The 20096-nt window shown below is 49.2% G+C and carries 13 protein-coding genes; 12 read left to right on the plus strand and 1 reads right to left on the minus strand.

Annotated elements, in window-relative coordinates; translation table 11 throughout:
- The first annotated feature begins 680 nt into the window (after positions 1-680).
- The 12 genes from BLW33_RS11400 (at position 681) to BLW33_RS11455 (ending at position 19693) form a co-directional block, all read left to right on the plus strand.
- On the plus strand, positions 681-1721 hold the full coding sequence (locus BLW33_RS11400) for a sugar-binding transcriptional regulator (protein ID WP_090308978.1): 1041 nt from the start codon (positions 681-683) through the stop codon (positions 1719-1721).
- 58 nt (positions 1722-1779) lie between these two features.
- Positions 1780-2793: a type I glyceraldehyde-3-phosphate dehydrogenase gene (gene gap / locus BLW33_RS11405; RefSeq protein ID WP_090308981.1), complete on the plus strand. Its 1014-nt coding sequence runs from the start codon at positions 1780-1782 to the stop codon at positions 2791-2793.
- Positions 2794-2906: 113 nt separating this feature from the next.
- On the plus strand, positions 2907-4094 hold the full coding sequence (locus BLW33_RS11410; protein WP_090308983.1) for a phosphoglycerate kinase: 1188 nt from the start codon (positions 2907-2909) through the stop codon (positions 4092-4094).
- Positions 4095-4122: 28 nt separating this feature from the next.
- Positions 4123-4863: a triose-phosphate isomerase gene (tpiA, locus tag BLW33_RS11415; protein WP_090308985.1), complete on the plus strand. Its 741-nt coding sequence runs from the start codon at positions 4123-4125 to the stop codon at positions 4861-4863.
- A 150-nt stretch (positions 4864-5013) separates the two neighbouring features.
- Positions 5014-6546: a 2,3-bisphosphoglycerate-independent phosphoglycerate mutase gene (gpmI, locus tag BLW33_RS11420; RefSeq protein ID WP_090308987.1), complete on the plus strand. Its 1533-nt coding sequence runs from the start codon at positions 5014-5016 to the stop codon at positions 6544-6546.
- 134 nt (positions 6547-6680) lie between these two features.
- Complete coding sequence (gene secG, locus BLW33_RS11425; protein WP_090243601.1) at positions 6681-6908, plus strand: preprotein translocase subunit SecG; 228 nt, start codon at positions 6681-6683, stop codon at positions 6906-6908.
- A gap of 39 nt (positions 6909-6947) precedes the next feature.
- Positions 6948-8945 carry a sodium-translocating pyrophosphatase gene (locus tag BLW33_RS11430; protein ID WP_090308990.1) on the plus strand — a complete coding sequence of 666 codons (1998 nt, stop codon included), beginning with the start codon at positions 6948-6950 and terminating at the stop codon, positions 8943-8945.
- A gap of 147 nt (positions 8946-9092) precedes the next feature.
- The gene (locus BLW33_RS11435; RefSeq protein WP_090308992.1) at positions 9093-10430 is read left to right on the plus strand and encodes a replication-associated recombination protein A; all 1338 of its coding nucleotides are present in this window, start codon (positions 9093-9095) and stop codon (positions 10428-10430) included.
- 17 nt (positions 10431-10447) lie between these two features.
- Positions 10448-13366, plus strand: coding sequence for an insulinase family protein (locus tag BLW33_RS11440; protein WP_090308995.1), 2919 nt, complete (start codon positions 10448-10450; stop codon positions 13364-13366).
- A complete protein-coding gene (locus BLW33_RS11445; RefSeq protein WP_090308997.1) occupies positions 13363-14940 on the plus strand; it encodes a D-alanyl-D-alanine carboxypeptidase family protein in 1578 nt (525 codons plus the stop codon). Before BLW33_RS11440 ends, BLW33_RS11445 begins: the two co-directional genes overlap by 4 nt.
- 1 nt (position 14941) lies before the next feature.
- Complete coding sequence (locus tag BLW33_RS11450) at positions 14942-17302, plus strand: U32 family peptidase (RefSeq protein ID WP_090309001.1); 2361 nt, start codon at positions 14942-14944, stop codon at positions 17300-17302.
- Between the two features lie 6 nt (positions 17303-17308).
- Positions 17309-19693, plus strand: coding sequence for an endonuclease MutS2 (locus BLW33_RS11455; protein ID WP_090309003.1), 2385 nt, complete (start codon positions 17309-17311; stop codon positions 19691-19693).
- A gap of 180 nt (positions 19694-19873) precedes the next feature.
- On the opposite strand, the gene BLW33_RS14245 is transcribed toward BLW33_RS11455, so the two are convergent.
- Positions 19874-20096: hypothetical protein (locus BLW33_RS14245; RefSeq protein WP_341456158.1), on the minus strand; the 223-nt coding region annotated here is incomplete at its 5' end.

Here is a 20096-nt window from a genome sequence, read left to right on the forward strand (position 1 = left end):
TCTGCCACCGGATATAATACCTCTGCGAGTGATTTGAAGGATGGCGGGCTTTTCTGCCTCAATCGGGTTAAGATGGGGGTGATACGATGACAGGATACAAAGGTTTAATGCTTGTGCTGACCTTCGGTGGCCTCATGGTATTGCTTCTATTGTTTCATAAAGATGATAATTAAGGCACTAAAAAAGCGACCCTCTCTCCTGATACGGTTGGGTAGCTTTATATATAAACCAGAGGCAGTACCGCCAAAGGCAGTCCGCTTTTTTCTACCCACACTTATACAACGTGACAAATAACTTTACAAGCCCTTGGTAGCTGTGTCAAGGTTGTCCGGGGATTTTTATCTTAAGGATGGTCCATAATGTGTTTTTCAGGCGATTCCTGTGGGACGGATTAGAGCCAGGAATAAATTGGATCGTTTTTGTACATGGCGGGACGAAAAAAACAAAAATGCAGAAAAATTAAGGGTAAAATTTTGTTGTTTTATTTTGGGGCAGAACGAATTAATGACCTAAAAACCCCTTAAAATCAAGGCGTAAAGGCGAAGTTAAGATAAAAATAATTCGTATTGTTTTTTGTGGGCAGGTCTTGTATTATACAAATGAATGAGATATAATGGCATTGTCCCGGTGGGAACAAAATTGAACAGGCCTTTCACCTGAGGATGGGAAGTGGATGATCAGTGGAAGAAAATTTAAAAATTAGTAAAGATCTCGTGGATTTGCAGCGATTGGTCGTGCCTGAAATCGGTGCATTAATCGAGATGCGGTACAACATCCTGTCAACCATCAAGAGTGAGGAACCCATCGGTCGGCGGAATTTAGCTTTTGTTCTCGATATGAGCGAGCGTCAGGTACGCAACGAAATAGAGTTTCTCCAAAACCAGAAGCTCTTAAATGTAGAGCGTCAAGGCGTCGTCCTTACGGATCTTGGGAAAAAGATTATTCTTCAGCTAAAACGAATGTTATACACGTATAATGGTTTGGAGCAGCTGGAGCATGAGCTGGAAAAAAAACTTCATCTTAAAAAAGTTGTCGTATCTCCTGGAGATATGGATATGAATTATCAGGTCCTTAAATTTATGGGACGTTCAGCCGCCCAATACATTCTGTCTATTCTGAAGTACAGAGATACCTTGGCACTTACTGGCGGAGCCAGTGCGGCCGTGGTGGCTGAGCAGATGAAGGAATCCATTTATCCGGATGTCTATGTTATTCCAGCCCGGGGCGGTATTGGAAAGAGCCACTCTACCCAAGCCAATAATGTCGTCGCCGAAATGGGGCTTAAGCTCCATGCCAACTACGAGCTCCTCCATCTGCCGGATAATATTGATAATCGGCTGCTGGACGCACTAAAGGACTATCCGGAAATCAAGCGTGTGTTTGATAAGATGAACGAGATTGATGTTTTTGTCTTTGGGATTGGTCGGGCGGACGTATTAGCCGATTGGCGAAACCTGAAATTAAAAGAAAAACAACGAATACTGGATATGGGTGCTGTGGGAGAGGCCTTTGGGCATTATTTCGATGTCAATGGCAAGGTTATTTCGCCATCCAGCTCCATTGGAATCAGTATCGAAAACTATAAACGTATCCCCCACGCCATTGCAGTGGCGGGTGGCGTGTCCAAGGCAGATGCCATTATCGGCGTCAGCCGAGTTAAGCCGAACATGGTGTTAATGACGGATGAAAGTGCCGCAAAGGAAATCATCCGAAAATTATAAATGAAGCATTTTATGAATTGTGTTTTCAAAGTATTCTATTTTTAAGGAGGCAGATAAAATGTCTGTAAAAGTTGCAATTAATGGTTTTGGTAGAATTGGTCGTTTAGCATTTAGACAAATGTTTGGTGCTGAAGGATATGATGTCGTTGCAATCAATGATTTAACCAGCCCTAGAATGTTAGCACACCTGCTGAAATATGACTCTGCACAAGGAACCTACGCTTTAGCAAGCACTGTTGAAGCGAAAGAAGATTCCATCGTTGTCGATGGTAAGGAAATCAAAATCTACGCTCAGAAGAATCCCGCTGATTTACCTTGGGGTGAATTAGATGTTGATGTCGTTCTGGAATGTACCGGTTTCTTTGCATCAAAAGAAAAAGCATCCGCTCACCTGGAAGCTGGTGCCAAGAAGGTCGTCATTTCCGCACCTGCCGGCAACGATCTGCCCACTGTTGTTTTCGGTGTTAATGAAGATGTCCTAACTGCTGATGACACCGTCATCTCAGCTGCATCCTGCACCACCAACTGCTTAGCACCGATGGCTAATGCACTGAATAAATTAGCAAAGATTAAAAAAGGCTACATGACCACCATCCATGCATACACCGGTGATCAGATGACCCTTGATGGCCCTCATCCAAAGGGTGATTTAAGAAGAGCCCGTGCAGCGGCTGTTAACATTGTCCCCAACACCACTGGTGCCGCTAAGGCCATTGGTCTGGTTATTCCGGAATTAAACGGCGTGTTAGACGGCTGTGCACAGCGTGTGCCCGTTCCCACTGGTTCCTTAACCCAGTTAGTTGCTGTCGTTGAAGGCACTGTAACGGCTGATGCGGTCAACGCTGCAATGAAGGCTGCTTCTGACGCTTCCTTCGGATACACTGAAGATGAACTGGTATCCTCAGATATCGTCGGCATTACCTTCGGTTCTTTATTCGATGGAACACAGACAACCACCATGGACATGGGCGATGGCACCACTTTAGTCAAGGCTGTTTCCTGGTACGATAATGAAAACTCCTACACCAGTCAGATGGTGCGTACCATTAAATACTTTGCTGAATTAGCATAATTTAGACAGATTAATAGCACCAAATCTGCCCACCGGCGGATTTAACCGGGGGCTCCTTTGGAGCCCCTTTATTACTTTAAAAGCCCCAGAAATAAGAAAGAGGTTACTTAAATATGAAGAAAACAGTAAAAGATATCGACTTAAAGGGTAAAAAAGTTCTGATGCGTGCTGATTTCAATGTGCCCTTCAACGAGGCCATGGAAATCACCGATGATACCAGAATCCAGGCAGCATTGCCCACCATCAAATATATTTTAGATCAAGGGGCATCTCTGATCCTCATGTCCCATTTGGGACGCCCTAAAAATGAGCCCGATCCTAAGTTTTCCCTGGAGCCAGTAGCAAAGCGTTTATCAGAAGTGCTGGGTAAGCAGGTTATTTTTAGTGATGACGGAGAAGTCGTTGGTGAAGTGACCAAGGAAGCCGCGGCAAAGCTGCAGCCCGGTCAAATTTTACTGCTCCAGAACACCCGCTTCAGACCAGAGGAAAAGAAAAACGATGCCGCCTTTGCAAAGGAACTGGCCAGCCTGGCCGATGTCTTTGTGGATGATGCTTTTGGTTCCTGTCACCGTGCCCATGCATCCACAGCTGGAGTTGCCGATTATCTTCCGGCAGTATCGGGCTTCCTCATTCAGAAGGAATTAGACTTTATCGGTGGGGCTTTAGAAGATCCCAAGCGTCCCTTTGTGGCTATCCTCGGAGGGTCCAAGGTATCCGATAAAATTGGCGTGATCAATAATCTTCTGGAAAAGGTGGATACCCTCATCATTGGTGGTGGGATGGCCTTTACCTTCTTAAAGGCACAGGGGTATGAAATTGGAACCTCCTTATTAGAAGAAGACAAGGTGGAATTAGCTAAAGAGCTGATCCGAAAGGCCGAAGGCCGTGGCGTGAAGCTCCTGTTGCCAGTGGATGTTGTGGTTGCACCGAAATTTGCAGCTGATGCGCCTGCCACCAATGTTAAAGCCGATGCCATCCCCGCAGATCAGATGGGCCTGGATATCGGGGTGGAAACCCAGAAAATCTTTGCCGATGCCATTGTTGATGCCGCTACCGTCATTTGGAACGGCCCAATGGGTGTATTTGAATTCCCGGCATTTGCCAAGGGAACCATTGCAGTGGCTCAGGCCATGGCCGATTCCAATGCCATTACCATCATTGGCGGCGGAGACTCTGCAGCCGCAGTGAAGCAGCTCGGCTTTGAAGCGGGTATGAGCCATATTTCCACCGGTGGTGGTGCCTCCCTGGAATTCATGGAAGGTAAGGTTCTCCCTGGAATTGCCGTTCTGGAAGATAAATAATCAGTTTTTATATATAGGAGAGAAAAAAATGTCAAGAAGACCAATTATTGCAGGTAACTGGAAGATGAACAAGGATATAACAGGTGCCAAGGCGTTAATCGAAGAATTAAAGCCTTTGGTGGCTGGTGCAGAGGCAGAAGTCGTTTTTTGCCCGCCTTATGTAGATCTGCCGGAAGCGGTTGCACTGACCGAGGGAACGAATATCGGCATCGGCGCCCAGAATATGCACTATGCTGAAAATGGTGCCTACACCGGTGAAATCGCCGGTGAAATGCTGACTGCCATCGGGGTGAAGTATGTAGTTATCGGCCATTCCGAACGCCGTGAATACTACAACGAAACGGATGAAGCTGTGAATAAAAAGGCCATCAAGGCTTTGGAACTGGGTCTTGTTCCCATCGTTTGCTGTGGTGAAACCCTGGATGAACGGGAAGGCGGACAGGCTGAAGCCAAGGTCGTGGGTCAGATTGAAAAGGGTCTTGTCGATATTGACGATATCACCAAGGTGGTTGTCGCTTACGAACCCATTTGGGCCATTGGCACTGGCAAAACCGCCAGCAAAGAAGAAGCGGACGAAGCTTGTGGCTGGGTCCGAAAGACCATTGCGAAAATGTATGGTGAAGACGCTGCAGAATCGGTTCGTGTTCAGTACGGTGGGAGCGTGAAGCCTGCCAACGCTGCAGAACTCATGGCCATGCCCAATATTGATGGTGCATTAGTCGGCGGTGCAAGCTTAACCGCAGACTTCTCCAAAATTGTCAAATATTAATTTAAAATCAATTCAAAGTAATTGAATTGATGGAACGATTAGCGTATAATTGAAAAAAAGAGTGCGGGGGATTGGCTCTGCACTCTTTTCATTAGAACGGTACCGATTGTCGATGATGGCAATCATTAAAGAATTAAGAAAAGGAGTATTATGAGAGGAAATTTAACAACGCTCATTATTTTAGATGGTTTCGGCTATACTCAAAATACTGAAGGGAATGCGGTGCTGGAAGCACCAACCCCTCATTTGGATGCGTTTTATGACAACAATCCCCACACCTTTATCGGTGCTTCCGGTATGGAGGTTGGGTTACCTGATGGGCAAATGGGAAATTCCGAGGTTGGGCATCTGAATCTGGGGGCTGGCCGGATTGTGTATCAGGAACTTACCCGCATTACCAAATCCATTGAGGATGGGGATTTTTTTGAAAATGAAGCTTTTTTAGCTGGAATTAAGAATTGTAAGGAACACGATTCTGCGCTTCATCTCATGGGGCTGGTATCCGATGGTGGTGTCCATAGCCATCTGAATCACCTCTTTGCACTGCTGGAGCTGGCAAAGAAAGAGGGCCTCACAAAGGTCTATGTTCATTGCTTCATGGATGGTCGGGATACGGCACCTATGAGTGGTGCGGCCTTCATTGCCGCTCTGGAAGCCAAAATGGCAGAGCTTGGTGTTGGTGAGATTGCTACCATTGATGGCCGTTACTATGCTATGGATCGCGATAATCGCTGGGAACGGGTTCAGAAGGCCTACGATGCCCTGGTCCTTGGAGAAGGGGATACCGCCAGTACCTCTGCGGTCTGTATGGAGAAATCCTATGCCGACGGCGTGACCGACGAATTCGTCCTGCCCTGTGTTATTGCTCCGGAAAAAGATAAAACGATCAAAGCTAATGATACCCTGATCTTTTTTAATTTCCGCCCAGACCGCGCCAGGGAGCTGACCCGAACCTTCATCGATGCCGATTTTGATGGCTTTGAACGAGGAAAGGGCTTCTTCCCAGTATTTATGATCAGCATGACCCAGTATGATGCCAGTTTTGAAGGGGTTGAAATAGCCTTCAAGCCCCAAACCATTGATAATACCCTGGGTGAATATCTGAGCAAGAATGGGGTACCCCAGCTGCGTATTGCGGAAACGGAAAAATATGCCCATGTGACCTATTTCTTTAACGGCGGTGTCGAAAAGCAGTATGAAGGGGAAGAACGGACACTGGTGCCATCCCCCAAGGTGGCTACTTATGATCTTCAGCCGGAAATGAGTGCCTACGAAGTAACGGATAAGGTGCTGGAAGCCATTGATTCCGATGCCTTTAAAGCCATTATCCTCAATTTTGCAAATTGCGATATGGTGGGACATACTGGTGTGATTCCCGCGGCGGAAAAAGCAGTGGAAGCTGTGGATACCTGTGCCGCTAAGGTAATCGATGCTGTTTTGGCAAAGGGGGGCAATGTGATTTTGACAGCCGACCATGGCAATGCAGAAAAAATGGTGGATTATGAAACGAAGGAGCCTTGGACGGCCCACACAACTAATCCCGTTGAATGTGTCATTGCTGGCCTGGGGGATGTTACCTTACGGGATGGGGGGCGTTTAGCAGACATTGCTCCGACAATTTTAGACCTGCTGGACATGCCTGTTCCCGCGGAAATGACCGGAAAAACGTTGATTGAGAAGTAGATCTAAGACTGTGGATGAAACTCGATTACACATCAAAAATGCACTGAAAAATTACATTTTCAGTGCATTTTTATATTGAAAAGCCAATGTTCCTGTGATAAAATAACAATCACGGTTAAAACGGAGGTGAGATAATGAAAACATTTTTAATCGTTCTGCTAATTATATCAAGTTTTGCACTGATCATTAGTATTGTACTGTCACCGGCTAAATCAGCAGGGATGGGTACCATCGAAGGTGGTGCGGAAACATTATTCGGCAGGAAGAAAGCAAAGGGCATCTACGCCATTTTGGAAAAGGTGACCATTGGTTCAGCAATTGTATTTATGATATCCGCTTTCATTTACTCACTTTTTGCTTAATCGAGAAATTTTTATTCCGTAAAGGGGGAAAAAAATCAGATGAATTTATGGATAGCTCCTGTTGTGGGAGTTGTAGCTTTATTGGTAGCGCTTTTTTATGCCAATCGGGTCAACAAAGTTGAAGTTGGAACCGAACGCATGAAAGAAATTGCTTCCTTCATCCACGAAGGAGCAATGGCCTTCCTGACCCGCGAATATAAGATGCTCGTTGTATTCGTCGCTGTTTTATTTGTCGTTTTATGTGTCACACCAGGCTTAGGCTGGCAGACTGCCGTCGCCTTTTTAGTTGGTGCGATTTTCTCTGTTCTGGCTGGTTTCTTTGGAATGCAGGTTGCAACCCGTGCCAATGTCAGAACTGCCAATGCTGCTCAGAAGGATGGCATGAACAAAGCCCTGGCAACCGCTTTTTCCGGTGGTGCCGTTATGGGGATGTGTGTCGTCGGCCTTGGCCTTTTCGGCCTGAGTGTCGTGTATATGATTTTCCAGAGTACTGCCATTATCACTGGTTTCGGTTTAGGGGCTTCCTCCATCGCGCTTTTTGGTCGTGTGGGTGGTGGGATCTACACCAAAGCAGCTGATGTCGGGGCTGACCTGGTGGGTAAGGTTGAAGCCGGTATTCCGGAGGATGACCCCCGTAACCCTGCTGTTATCGCTGATAACGTTGGGGACAACGTTGGGGATGTCGCGGGTATGGGCGCTGACCTCTTTGAATCCTACGTGGGCTCCATCATCTCTGCCATGACCCTGGGCGTTGTACTCCTGGGTGGCACCGACGGGGTGCTCTTCCCAATGTTCATTGCTGCCATCGGGATTGTTGCTTCTATTATTGGGACCTTCTTCGTTCGCGGTAAAGAAGGTGGAAACCCTCAGAAAGCCCTCAACATGGGGACTTATGTGTCTGGGATTATCCTCATCATCGCTGCTTACTTCCTTTCAACCTATATGTTAGGCAGCATTTATCCATTTGTAACCATCGTGGCTGGTTTAGTGGTTGGTTTAGCCATCGGCCAGCTGACCGAATATTACACATCTGAAAAATACAAGCCAGTTCAGCATATTGCCCAGCAATCTGAAACGGGCTCTGCAACGACTATTATTTCTGGTTTAGCCGTTGGGATGCGCTCCACTGCCTTCCCGGTACTGTGTATTGCTTTAGCAATTTTCCTGGCCTACTGGGCAGGGAATATGTTCATGGCTGATGGTGGTCTCTTTGGGATTGCTATGGCAGCTGTTGGGATGCTCTCTACTTGTGGGATGACCATTGCGGTTGACGCTTATGGCCCCATTGCTGATAACGCTGGTGGGATTGCTGAAATGTCTGAATTGCCAGAAAGCGTTCGTGAAATTACTGACCAGTTGGATGCCGTGGGGAATACCACTGCTGCCATTGGTAAAGGTTTTGCCATCGGTTCTGCTGCATTAACGGCATTGGCACTCTTTGCCTCCTATGCACAGGCTGTCAGCCTGAGTAACATCAGCCTTTTGGATCCAATGGTTATCATTGGCTTACTCATCGGTGGGATGCTGCCCTTCCTGTTCTCTGCAATGACCATGGAAGCTGTGGGCGATGCTGCCAACGATATGATTGAAGAAGTTCGTCGCCAGTTCAAAGCCATTCCTGGGATTATGGAAGGAACGGCAAAGCCTGACTACAAGAGCTGTGTGGATATTTCCACCGGTGCTGCCCTGAAAAAGATGATCATGCCTGGGGTTATGGCGATTGTAGCTCCTTTAGCCGTTGGGATTCTCTTAGGACCTGAAGCTTTAGGTGGCTTATTGGCTGGCTCCCTGGTTACTGGTGTCGTTTTAGCCGTTATGATGGCCAACTCCGGTGGTGCCTGGGATAACGCTAAAAAGTACATCGAATCTGGTGTGCATGGTGGTAAGGGCTCTGATGCCCATAAGGCTGCTGTTGTTGGGGATACCGTTGGTGACCCCTTCAAGGATACTTCCGGACCGTCTATCAACATTTTAATCAAGCTGATGACCATCGTTTCTCTGGTATTCGCACCACTGTTCATCAATTTATTCTCTTAAGAATACCAAGCTGTAGCCTTCGGGTTACAGCTTTTTTCATTTTTTGGCTTAAACGCATTATAATATAAAGGGCATATGGTATAATAATAATCTTAAAAGTAAACTCATAAGGAGCAAGCATTCTTATGGATAAGAATGGGATCAATCATGCAAAAAACCTTTTTTGATATGAATTTTGAAAATACCGTTGAGGACAACGCTCCCCTGGCGGTGCGAATGCGTCCCCGGACCCTGGATGATTTTGTCGGTCAGCAGCAAATCATCGGAAAGGGAAAACTGCTTTACCGATTAATTATGGCCGATAAGCTATCTTCCGTGGTGTTCTACGGCCCTCCGGGGACAGGAAAAACCACCCTGGCCCAGATCATCGCCAAGCATACCAAGGCAGCCTTTTTTGAATTGAACGCGGTTACCTCGGGCAAGAAAGAAATCGTCGAGGTGTTGGATAAGGCAAAGGATAATCTGGGGATCTATGGCCGAAAGACCATTTTATTTATCGATGAAATCCATCGCTTTAACAAGGCTCAGCAGGACGCGCTGCTGCCCAGTGTGGAGCAGGGACTGGTCACCCTAATTGGGGCCACCACAGAGAATCCCTATTTTGAAATCAATTCCCCCCTGCTGTCCCGGTCCACGGTGTTTGAGTTTAAAAAGCTGTCGGTCGAGGATATCATTTCCCTGCTTCGCCGGGCCATTACCAACGTGGAATACGGCTACGGGCGCATGAAGGTGTCGGTGGAGGAGGATGCACTGCTGCATCTGACCAATGCCTCTGGGGGCGATGTGCGCAAGGCCTTGGGGGCCCTTGAACTTGGGGTTCTCACTGCGGATAAGGATGAATCCGGGACTATCCACATCGATTTGGAGACAGCCCAGGAGTGTATCCAGGTCCGGGCAATACAGTACGATAAGAAGGGCGATAATCATTACGATACCATTTCGGCCTTTATTAAAAGCCTTCGGGGCTCAGACCCTGATGCCGCACTTTTTTGGCTGGCAAAAATGCTGGGAGCCGGGGAAGATCCAAAGTTTATTGCCCGGCGTCTGGTGATTTCTGCATCGGAGGATGTGGGAAATGCCAATCCCATGGCTCTTCTTGTGGCGACGGCAGCAGCCCGGGCCGTGGAAATGATCGGCCTGCCTGAGGCCAGAATCAATTTGGCCCAGGCGGCCACCTATATAGCGGCCTCGCCAAAGAGCAATGCCAGCTATATCGGCTTGGATGCCGCAGCCCAGGCAGCCCGCCATCAATCGGATGGTGAGGTGCCCATGCATCTCCGGGACAGTCATTACTCCGGAAGCGAAAAGCTGGGCCGGGGGATTAACTACAAATATCCCCACGATTACCCGGGGCACTATACGCCCCAGCAATACCTGCCCACCGATCTGTTGGGCACCCATTTTTATAATCCCACGGATTTGGGAGATGAAGCCCGGATCCGTGCTTACTTAGAAAGCCTGGATGATTCGCATCACGAAAATTAATCTATTTGGAGGATACGTTGAAAAAGAATGAAATAATCCACGGGTTCCGTTTGGACCGTGAAGAAGAGATAAGGGAAGTGGGTGGAACCGCCCGGATTTTTACCCATGTGCAAACCGGGGCGGTGCTGATTTATATATCCAACAGTGACGATAATAAGGTGTTCCAAATTGGGTTTAAAACCCCATCGGGAGACAGCACCGGGGTGGCGCACATTATGGAGCATTCCGTTTTGTGCGGCTCAAAAAAGTACCCGGTAAAGGAACCCTTTGTGGAGCTGGCCAAGGGCTCCCTGAACACCTTTCTCAATGCCATGACTTATCCGGATAAAACCGTCTATCCCATTGCCAGCACCAATGAGAAGGATTTCATGAATCTCATGGATGTGTATTTGGATGCGGTCTTTAACCCCGCTATTTATGACAGTCCCCGGACTTTTATGCAGGAGGGCTGGCATTATCATATTGAAAACCCAGAGGACCCCATCACCTACAATGGGGTGGTTTATAATGAGATGAAAGGAGTCTATTCCAGCCCTGAGGAAATTCTCCACTACGAGCTGTTCAAGGCTCTTTATCCCGATACCATTTACAGTGGGGAGTCCGGGGGACATCCGGATTGTATCCCCCATTTAAGCTACGAGGATTTTAAGGCCTTCCACCAGACCTTCTACCATCCCTCCAATGCCTACATCTATCTGTACGGGGATGGGGATGTGGAAGAACATCTGAAATATCTGGATGAGGAATACCTTTCCAAATACAAAAAACAGGTAGTGGATAACCACATTCCAACCCAGCCACCTTTTAAAGAGATGGTTCGGACAGAGGCTCTTTACCCCATTGCCGCAGAAGAAGAGGGGGCGGATAAGGACTATCTGGCCATCGGGTTCGTCATGGATGCGGCCACTGCCTTCGACGATCTTTTAGCCATGGACATCCTCGGACATATCCTCCTGGGACATAATGGTGCACCCCTTAAAAAGGCACTGCTCCAGCTGGATATTTGCAAAGAAGTGGACTATTCCTTTGCCAGCTCCATGAAGCAGCCTTATTTTGCCATTGTCTTAAAAAACACGGATAAATCCCAGGGGAATCTTTTTGTAAAAACAGTGAGGGAAACCCTGGAAGCCCTGGTGAAGGAGGGACTCAATCCCAGGGATGTGGAGGCGGGGATTAATAGCGCCGAATTTACCTTGAAGGAAGGGGAATTCGGAACCTACCCCAGGGGTCTGATGTACGGCCTGGAGATGATGGAAACCTGGCTCTATGGCTGTGATCCCTTGTCCCATCTTAAATATACCGAGGTGGTGGAGCGCCTGCGCCAGAGCAGCTTAAACCGGGGATTTGAAGGCATGATCAGCCGGTATCTGCTGATGAACGAGCATCAGGCATTGGTAGCCATTACCCCGGACCCTGAGCTTTCTGAGCGCAATGAGCAAGCCATGGCCAGGGAGTTGGCAGAGCTAAAGGCAAGCCTCAATGAAGAGGAGCTTGGACGTTTAGTTAAGGCATCCCAGGATCTTTTAGAGCATCAGAATGCCGAGGATTCCCCAGAAGCCCTTGCCACCATTCCCAAGCTGGGCATTGATGAAATCAAGTCAGAGGCCCGGAAGATTGTCCTAGAGGAGGAAACCTACGAAGGGGTCCCCTTGCTTTGGCATCCGGGAGAAACCAACGGAATCGTCTATATTAAGCTGATCTTTGATATTCACAGCATTCCCCAGGAGGATTTGAAGTACCTGTCGGTACTCAATAAATTCCTGAGCCACCTCGGAACAGCGGATTATACAGAGGATGCCCTTAACCAGGAAATTGAGATTTATACCGGGGGGATTGCCACCAGTATTGAGACCTTTGACAGCACCAAGGGCTTGGGTGAGTACGCGGCAAAGTTTACCATCAAAGGAAAGGCAACCGCCCCCAATGTGCCGAAGCTGATGGCTCTAATGGAAAATATCAGCCTGGCAACCCGCTTTGACGACTACAAGCTGATGTCCGATATTATTGGAGAAATCCGGATGTCCAAGGAGCAGCGCTTCCTGACCGCAGGGCACGTCATCAGCACCCAGCGCCTTCAATCCTATTACTCCCAGTCCGCCCGCCTCTTTGAGGAAATCGGCGGCATCGAGTTCTACCATTTTCTGGCGGAACTGGACGATCACTTCAAGGCAGAAGCCCAGGGGCTGTCGGCCAAGCTGTCCACCATTATGGAGCAGCTCTTTAATCGGACCCAGGTTACCATCAGTCTAACCTGTGAGGAAAAACATAAGGACCAGGCCTTAAAGGCGGTGGGAACCTACCTCGGGGCCCTTCGGGATGCCCCGGCAGAATTGTACGATTATCACTTCCCGGTGGCTATTCAAAACGAGGGTTTTAAAACCGCAGCTAAGGTTCAATATGTCTCCAAGGGCTTTAATATCCGGAGCCTGGGCTACGATTATAGCGGCAGCATGCTGGTGCTGAAGTCTGTTCTGTCCATGGATTATCTATGGAATAAGGTACGGGTTCAAGGCGGTGCCTATGGGGCATCCTTTGGAGTGAATAAATCCGGGGAGCTTTACTTTGCCTCTTATCGGGATCCCAATATTGGAAAAACCTTCGATGCCTATAACGGCGCCTGGGAGTATATTGCATCCCTGGATATCTCGAACCGGGAAATGGAAAAATATATTATTGGTACCATCAGTGGGCGGGACACGCCTTTATCGGCAGCCCTATGGGCAGATGCCTGTGATACCATGTATTTCAACCAAACGGGTCAGGAGGACCTTCAGCAGGAACGGGATGAAATTTTAGCGACAACAAAGGAGGAGTTGCGTCATTTTAGCGAAATGGTCAAATCAGCCATGGATGAAGAAATCCTCTGTGTTATTGGTGGAGAAGAAATGGTCGAGGCCAATGCGCAGTATTTCAATGAGGTAAAATATATTAAATGATTAAACGACAAAATCGGGTGGCAATGGCCACCCTCCTGCTTTTTTTAATCCTTTTTATATCGACGGGGAGTGTTCTGGCGGCAATGCCCAGTTTCGGCTCTGGTGAAGGGGTTTATCTTTTAGATCCCGATACCGGGGATGCCTTTGCCAAGCAAAATGAAGATTCCAGGTACAATCCGGCCAGCACCACAAAGCTGATGACCGCTTTAGTGGCCATGGATTATATTAACAATCGGCTGAGTGAAGGGGTTACGGTGGGGGAAGAAATCACCCAAATCGATGCCGATAGCAGCGTCGCAGATTTGGCTGTGGGGGATACCTACACCTGGGAGCAGCTTCTATACGGACTGCTTTTACCATCGGGGAATGATGCTGCCATGACCATAGCCGTCAACATAGGGCGTTTGGCCCAAAACGACCCGGCCCTGGAGACGAATGCCGCCTTGGATGTTTTCGTTGGATTAATGAATAAAAAGGCAGGGGATTTAGGATTGACGAAAACACATTTTGCCAATCCCCACGGATTGGTGGATGCCAATCACTATACCACGCCCAAGGAAATGGCACAAATTGCAGGGGCGGCCTTTGGGGTTTCGACCATTAATACAGTGGCCAGCACCCCCTCCTATACCTGTGTAAGCGGCAATGGACAGGCCCATGAATGGGAGAATAGTAATATTCTGATTCATCAAACCGTTTCAGAAATCAGTAGCAGCCAGGTAGCGGCCATGAACTTGACCGGAACAGAGAATCCCTACTATAACCCCAATGCAAAAGGGGGGAAAACAGGATACGATGAAGCCGCTGGCCGCTGTTTAGTCTTTTCAGGACAAAGTGGGGAAATGCACTTGGTTGGCGTGATCTTTAAAGCCAGTGACCAAAGGGGGATTTATTCCCAGGCCGATGGGGCACTGGACACCGCATTGAAGGATTATTCCCATATCCTTTGGAGTGATGGGCAAAGCCCCTATGTGAAAACCATGGTGAGCTTTGCCAGTATTTTAGATGGTTTTAGCATCAGCGCATCCACCAAGGGTGAAGCGGCATCCACAGTACTGACCACCGCAAAGGATAGTTATTCGGTCCAGGTAAAGTGGGACAGCAGCTTGCTTTCGGAAAAGGGCAACCATGTCCGGATTTTGGCCCCCATTACCGAGGGCCAGCAAATTGGAACCCTGGATGTCTATTCGGGCAGCACCTATATCAAAGGGATTCCCCTTTACACAGACCGGGCCATGTCACCCCTGGGGTGGGTGGATTATCTGATCATGGGCGGCGTTCTCCTGCTGGTGGTCCTTCTCATTGTCGTGCTGGTCCGTCATCGTCGTAAGAAGTGGAACCAGGCTGTGTACAATATGCGGCGTGCAGAGGCAGGGTACCACTTCGAGGGAATAAAGGAAGCTGAGATGGAAGCCCCCAAGGAACCACCTGTAGAGGATGAAGGGCTGGCACCGTTGCCAAAATCCTTTTTGGACATGGAAGCAGCAGAATCCGAGGGTCGGCCATCCATGCCATTGAGGGCCCGTTTGGGTGGCAAGACCCGCTATCGATTAAAGCGTATTCGGAGGAAATAAGATGGAGCATCATATGGAAATTCTGGCGCCGGCTGGCGATGTTCAGGGTGTCATTGCCGCCATTAATGGCGGTGCAGATGCCGTCTATTTCGGAGGGAAGCATTTCAACGCTCGACAACGGGCAGATAATTTTGATGAACAGGAAATGGTGGAGATGGTTGATTTATGCCATCGCCATGGACTGAAGGTGTATATCACCCTCAATATTCTCGTTAAGGACAGCGAGTGGCCCAGGATGCTTGAGTACCTGGCTTTTCTGGATGCCCTTTCTCCAGACGGTATTATCGTCCAGGATCCGGGATTAATGCTGATCCTCAGGGAGTATTACCCGGATTTGCCCCTTCAAACCAGCACCCAGGGCTCCGTCTATGGCACAGAAGGGACCCTGTTCTTCCAGGAGCTTGGCTTCAAGCGGGTGGTCCTTCCCCGGGAAATAACTCTCCCGGAGGTTCGCCGCATTCGCCAGAATGTGTCGGTTGAGCTAAAGGTATTCTGTCACGGAGCGCTGTGTTATGCCTATTCGGGACAATGCCTCTTTAGCAGCCTGGTGGGGGGACGCAGTGGAAACCGGGGACTCTGTGCCCAGCCCTGCCGAAAGCCCTATACCCTTTGGGATGATGGGAACCATCGGATTAAGCAGGGCTATCTGATGAGTATGAAGGACCTGAACACCCGGGCACATCTTTTGGAGCTGGCAGAAGCCGGGGTGAATTCCCTTAAGATTGAAGGGCGCATGAAAAGCCCTGAGTATATTTATGCGGCATCCCGTGCTTATCAGGATGCGGCCTCTGGTCGTGGGGATACCATTGACGGACAGACCCTTGCCCAGGTCTTTAACCGCGGTTTTACCACGGGGTGGATCATGGAAAATTCGGAGAATCTGAACCCTGAAATGGGGAAAAACCGAGGAACCCCAGTGGGGGTGGTTAAAAAAGTCCGGGGGCGGACGGCTATTATTACCCTATTGCCCGAGGAAACCCTTCATCTTGGCGATGGCTTAGCCTTTGGCGAGGATGGGCGCATTGGTCAAAAAATCACCCGGATGGAAACCGGTGGGGGCACCGCCAGACTACCCATCCCAAGGGGTGTGGTGGATGGCATGCCCGTCTTTCGGACCCTGGACGCCCGGTTGATGGCAGGCCTTCGGGAGAAGGCTCTGGCCAAGCTATCCGAGGAGAAAATCCCGCTCCGCTTATCCCTGACCCTTGCCGATGAAAAACCCATCCAGGTGGAAGTCCTGGCCCGGGGAGAGATCCATCACCTGGAGATTGATATCCTCCCCAGTCTGGCCCAAAGCCGGCCATTGGATAAAGAGATCATGACAGAGCAGCTTTCAAAGCTGGGGGATACCGAGTATTTTCTCGCAGAGCTTACCCTTCAAATGGCACCGGATTTGTTTTTACCCAAAAGCAGCTTAAATGCCCTGCGCCGCAGCATTATCGAGGAGATCGACGCCACAAAACCAGTAGAAGCGCCCCTTACCGAAGGGCCTGTTTTAGAGATGAGGAAGATCCTCCCGGAAATAAAATCCGTGAAGCGCGAACCGCGCCTTTCTCTGTCACTCACTCAGCTTAGCCAGCTGGAGGCGGTTTTGAATCTGGGGGTGGATGAAATCGTCCTGCCCTACGAAGCCTTTGAAACGGCAGAGGCCATGGCAAAGGCTATTTGCCGGGTGGATGCCTGTGGAAAGGCGGCGCGCCTGGCGCTGCCCAAGGTGATGCACGATAGAGTGACGGATAAAATCAAATCCCAGCTGGACCTTCTAAAGGGATTACCCTTAGAAGGGGTACTCGTGCGTAATTACGAGGCACTCCATTTGTTAAGGGATTCGGGCCTTTCCCTGGAAGCGGACAGCAGCCTCCACATCTTTAATCGGATGGGGGCTGAGGCATTGTACTGCTGGGGGTGCCGCTCCGGAGTCATCTCCCCAGAGCTGGATGGCCGGGCGGTAGAGGCCATTGCCCGGGGAACCCGGTTAGACTGTACCCTCACGGTTTATGGCCGTCAGGAGATGATGATCAGTGCCAATTGCCTCCTGGATTGTGGGCATAAGCATTGTGACGAATGTACCGAGGGACGCCTCTTTTACTTAGAGGATAGCCGTGGAATGCGTTTTCCCCTGCGCCGGGATGCCCTTGGCATGACCCATATTTACAATGGGGATAAATTGTTTTTAAAAAAAGAACTGATGAACGCCCCCCATCTGGCCACCTGGCGGATCGAGGTGCTGGATGAAGGCATTGCCGAATTAGAAAGTGTGGTGGCGTCCTACCGCAGTGGCTTTGGAGACGATGCTCCAAATCCTGGGGACTACTACACTGGGCGTTATACAAAGGGGAACTTTAAAAGAGGAGTCGAATAATACAGAATGAATGAAAGAAGCTTGAAGGTTCTGGAATATCCTAAAATCATCACCGCCTTACAGGAAAATTGCATTACCCAGGGCGGAAAAATGATGGCAAAGGCCCTGGTGCCCATGACCCATATAGGGGTGGTGCAGCAGAGCTTGGATTTGACCGAAGAAGCCGTTGGTATGGTGCTTCGAAACGGTCGGCCGCCACTGGCGGAGCTGGCTGATACGGACGATTATGTCCATCGCGCGGCCATTGGAGCCATGCTGTCCATGGGAGAGCTCTTACGTATTGCCTCCCTCCTGCGTGTGGCCCGGGATATGGACAATTACTATTATACCGATACACAGATGGATGCGCTGGTGGGGTTGAAGGCTTTATTTGAAGCCCTGGACCCCTGTGAAATGTTAGAATCGGAAATCAGCCGGAAAATCCTAACCGAGGATAAAATGGCAGACAATGCCTCCCAGGAGCTGTCCCGGATTCGCCGGGAGATCCTTGTTAAAAACGGTCGAATTACGGAAAAACTCAATGGGATTATTTCCTCAACCGCCAATGAGAAATACCTCCAGGAACGGCTGATCACCATTCGCAATAACCGTTATGTGGTTCCGGTAAAACAGGAATATCGGAATATGATCCCTGGGGTCGTATTGGATAAATCCGCCAGTGGGGCGACCCTGTTTATCGAGCCTCTATCGGTGGTGGAACTCAACAACGATTTAAAGGAGCTGGCCATTGAAGAGGAAAAGGAAATGGTCCGGATTTTAAAACTCCTTTCCCAAAAGGTGGCCATGATGCAGGCCGTTCTCACCGAGGACCACGCTGTGCTCACGGAGTTGGACTTTATCTATGCCAAGGCAAAGTATGCCCTGGCCATTGGCGGCGAACGGGTGTCTGTGGCGGAGGATGGGGAATACCGCCTGCTCCGGGCCCGTCACCCCCTGCTGGACCCTAAAAAGGCCGTGGCCTCGGATATCGTTTTGGATGAGGCCATCCATACCATGATTATCACAGGCCCCAACACCGGGGGAAAGACCGTTACTCTGAAAACCATGGGGCTCTTAAGCCTGATGGTGCAGTCAGGCTTATTTATCCCGGTACGGGAGGGCAGCAGCCTGCGTCTCTTCCAGGAGGTTTATGCGGACATCGGGGACGAGCAGAGCATTGAGCAAAGCCTATCTACCTTCTCCTCCCATATGACCAATATCGTCAGTATTATGAAAACCGCCGATGCCAAGTCCCTGGTGCTCTTTGATGAGCTGGGGGCAGGAACAGACCCCACCGAGGGGGCAGCCCTGGCCATTGCCATTTTGGACACCCTGCACCAGCGGGGGGGCCTGACAGCCGCTACCACCCATTACAGTGAGCTGAAGGAATACGCCCTGGTCACACCGGGGATTACCAATGCCTCGGTGGAGTTTGATGTGGCCACCCTGCGGCCTACCTATCGCCTGCTCATTGGCGTTCCGGGGAAATCCAACGCCTTTCAAATTGCCAGCCGTCTGGGCCTCGAGGATGACATCATCGAGGCCGCTCGGAGTACTATCGAGGTCGGCTCCATTCAGTTTGAAGAAACCCTGGAAAAATTGGAAGAAAATCGCCATCGGGTAGAAGCTGAAGCCCGGGAGATGCGGCTGCTCCGGGAGGAAGCCGAAGCCTTGAGAGTTAAAGCCCAGAAGGAACAGGAATCTGCCAGGCGCCAGAGCGAGGCTCTATTAACCCAGGCCCGGGAGGAATCCGCCCGGATTGTCGCAGAAACTAAGGAAAAAACCGATGAAATTTATAAGGAGATTCGGTATATCCAGGAAAACACAGAGGCCGGTCTGGGAGATAATAAGAAGCTGGAGGCCCTGCGCAAGGGCATTTCTGACCAGGAGAAGGGGCTTTATGCCACCTATAAGAAAAAGGTAAAGAGCGAGAAAAAGAAAAAACCGGCTCGGGCGGTGTCGATCCCAATTGAGAAGGGAACCCCGGTCCATATCTACAGCCTGCACCAAGACGGTGAGGTTCTGGAAATCCTTAAAAAGGAGAAGAAGTATTTTGTCCAGGTGGGCATGCTGAAGATGAAGATTAACATGGACGATGCCGTGGCCATCCAGAAGGAAGCCCCAAAGACCGTGAGGCGGCAAAAACCCATTACTTCAGCAGATCGCCATGCTATGGAAACCCGTCTGGATTTACGGGGGCGTAACGGAGAAGAATCCTTATTCCTGGTGGAAAAAATGATTTCCGATGCCCTGGTTTCCGGGACCCATCAGTTAGTTATTCTCCACGGTAAGGGGACAGGGAAGCTGCGTCAGGTCATTCAGGCTTACTTAAAGGACAATCCCCATGTGGAGGATTTCCGGATGGGGGCCCCCCATGAAGGGGGAGACGGGGTGACCATTGTTACTCTTTAAATGGTCCTTTAGAGGCGTACCCTCTTGAGTTTCCGTAAAATGTAATTTTTAAAAAATATAACTTCTCCAAAAGTACCAATCTGTCTTTTTTTTGAAAAATAAAAGGACAATACTTCGAATAGAGTCACCGAAACAAGCCCCGTGGGAACCGGACTTTAAGAGAAATATTATGTTATCTATTTATGCAATCAGCTTAAAGCAAAGTTGACGGTATGCAGGACGTTTTGTTCTGAACCAAAGCCTGACACCTTCTTTTGCATACGACAGTATACCAGAGATACCTTTCGCTAATCGGTAATAGCAGAATTGAACTTTTTCCTTTATAGGAGCTGCTGTCTGTATGATTGAAACTTTTAGGGCATTTGTTTCTGCTTTCATTGAAACCAGCGCAAGAAATGCCATA

The organism is Eubacterium aggregans, assembly GCF_900107815.1.
Taxonomy (GTDB): domain Bacteria; phylum Bacillota; class Clostridia; order Eubacteriales; family Eubacteriaceae; genus Eubacterium_O; species Eubacterium_O aggregans.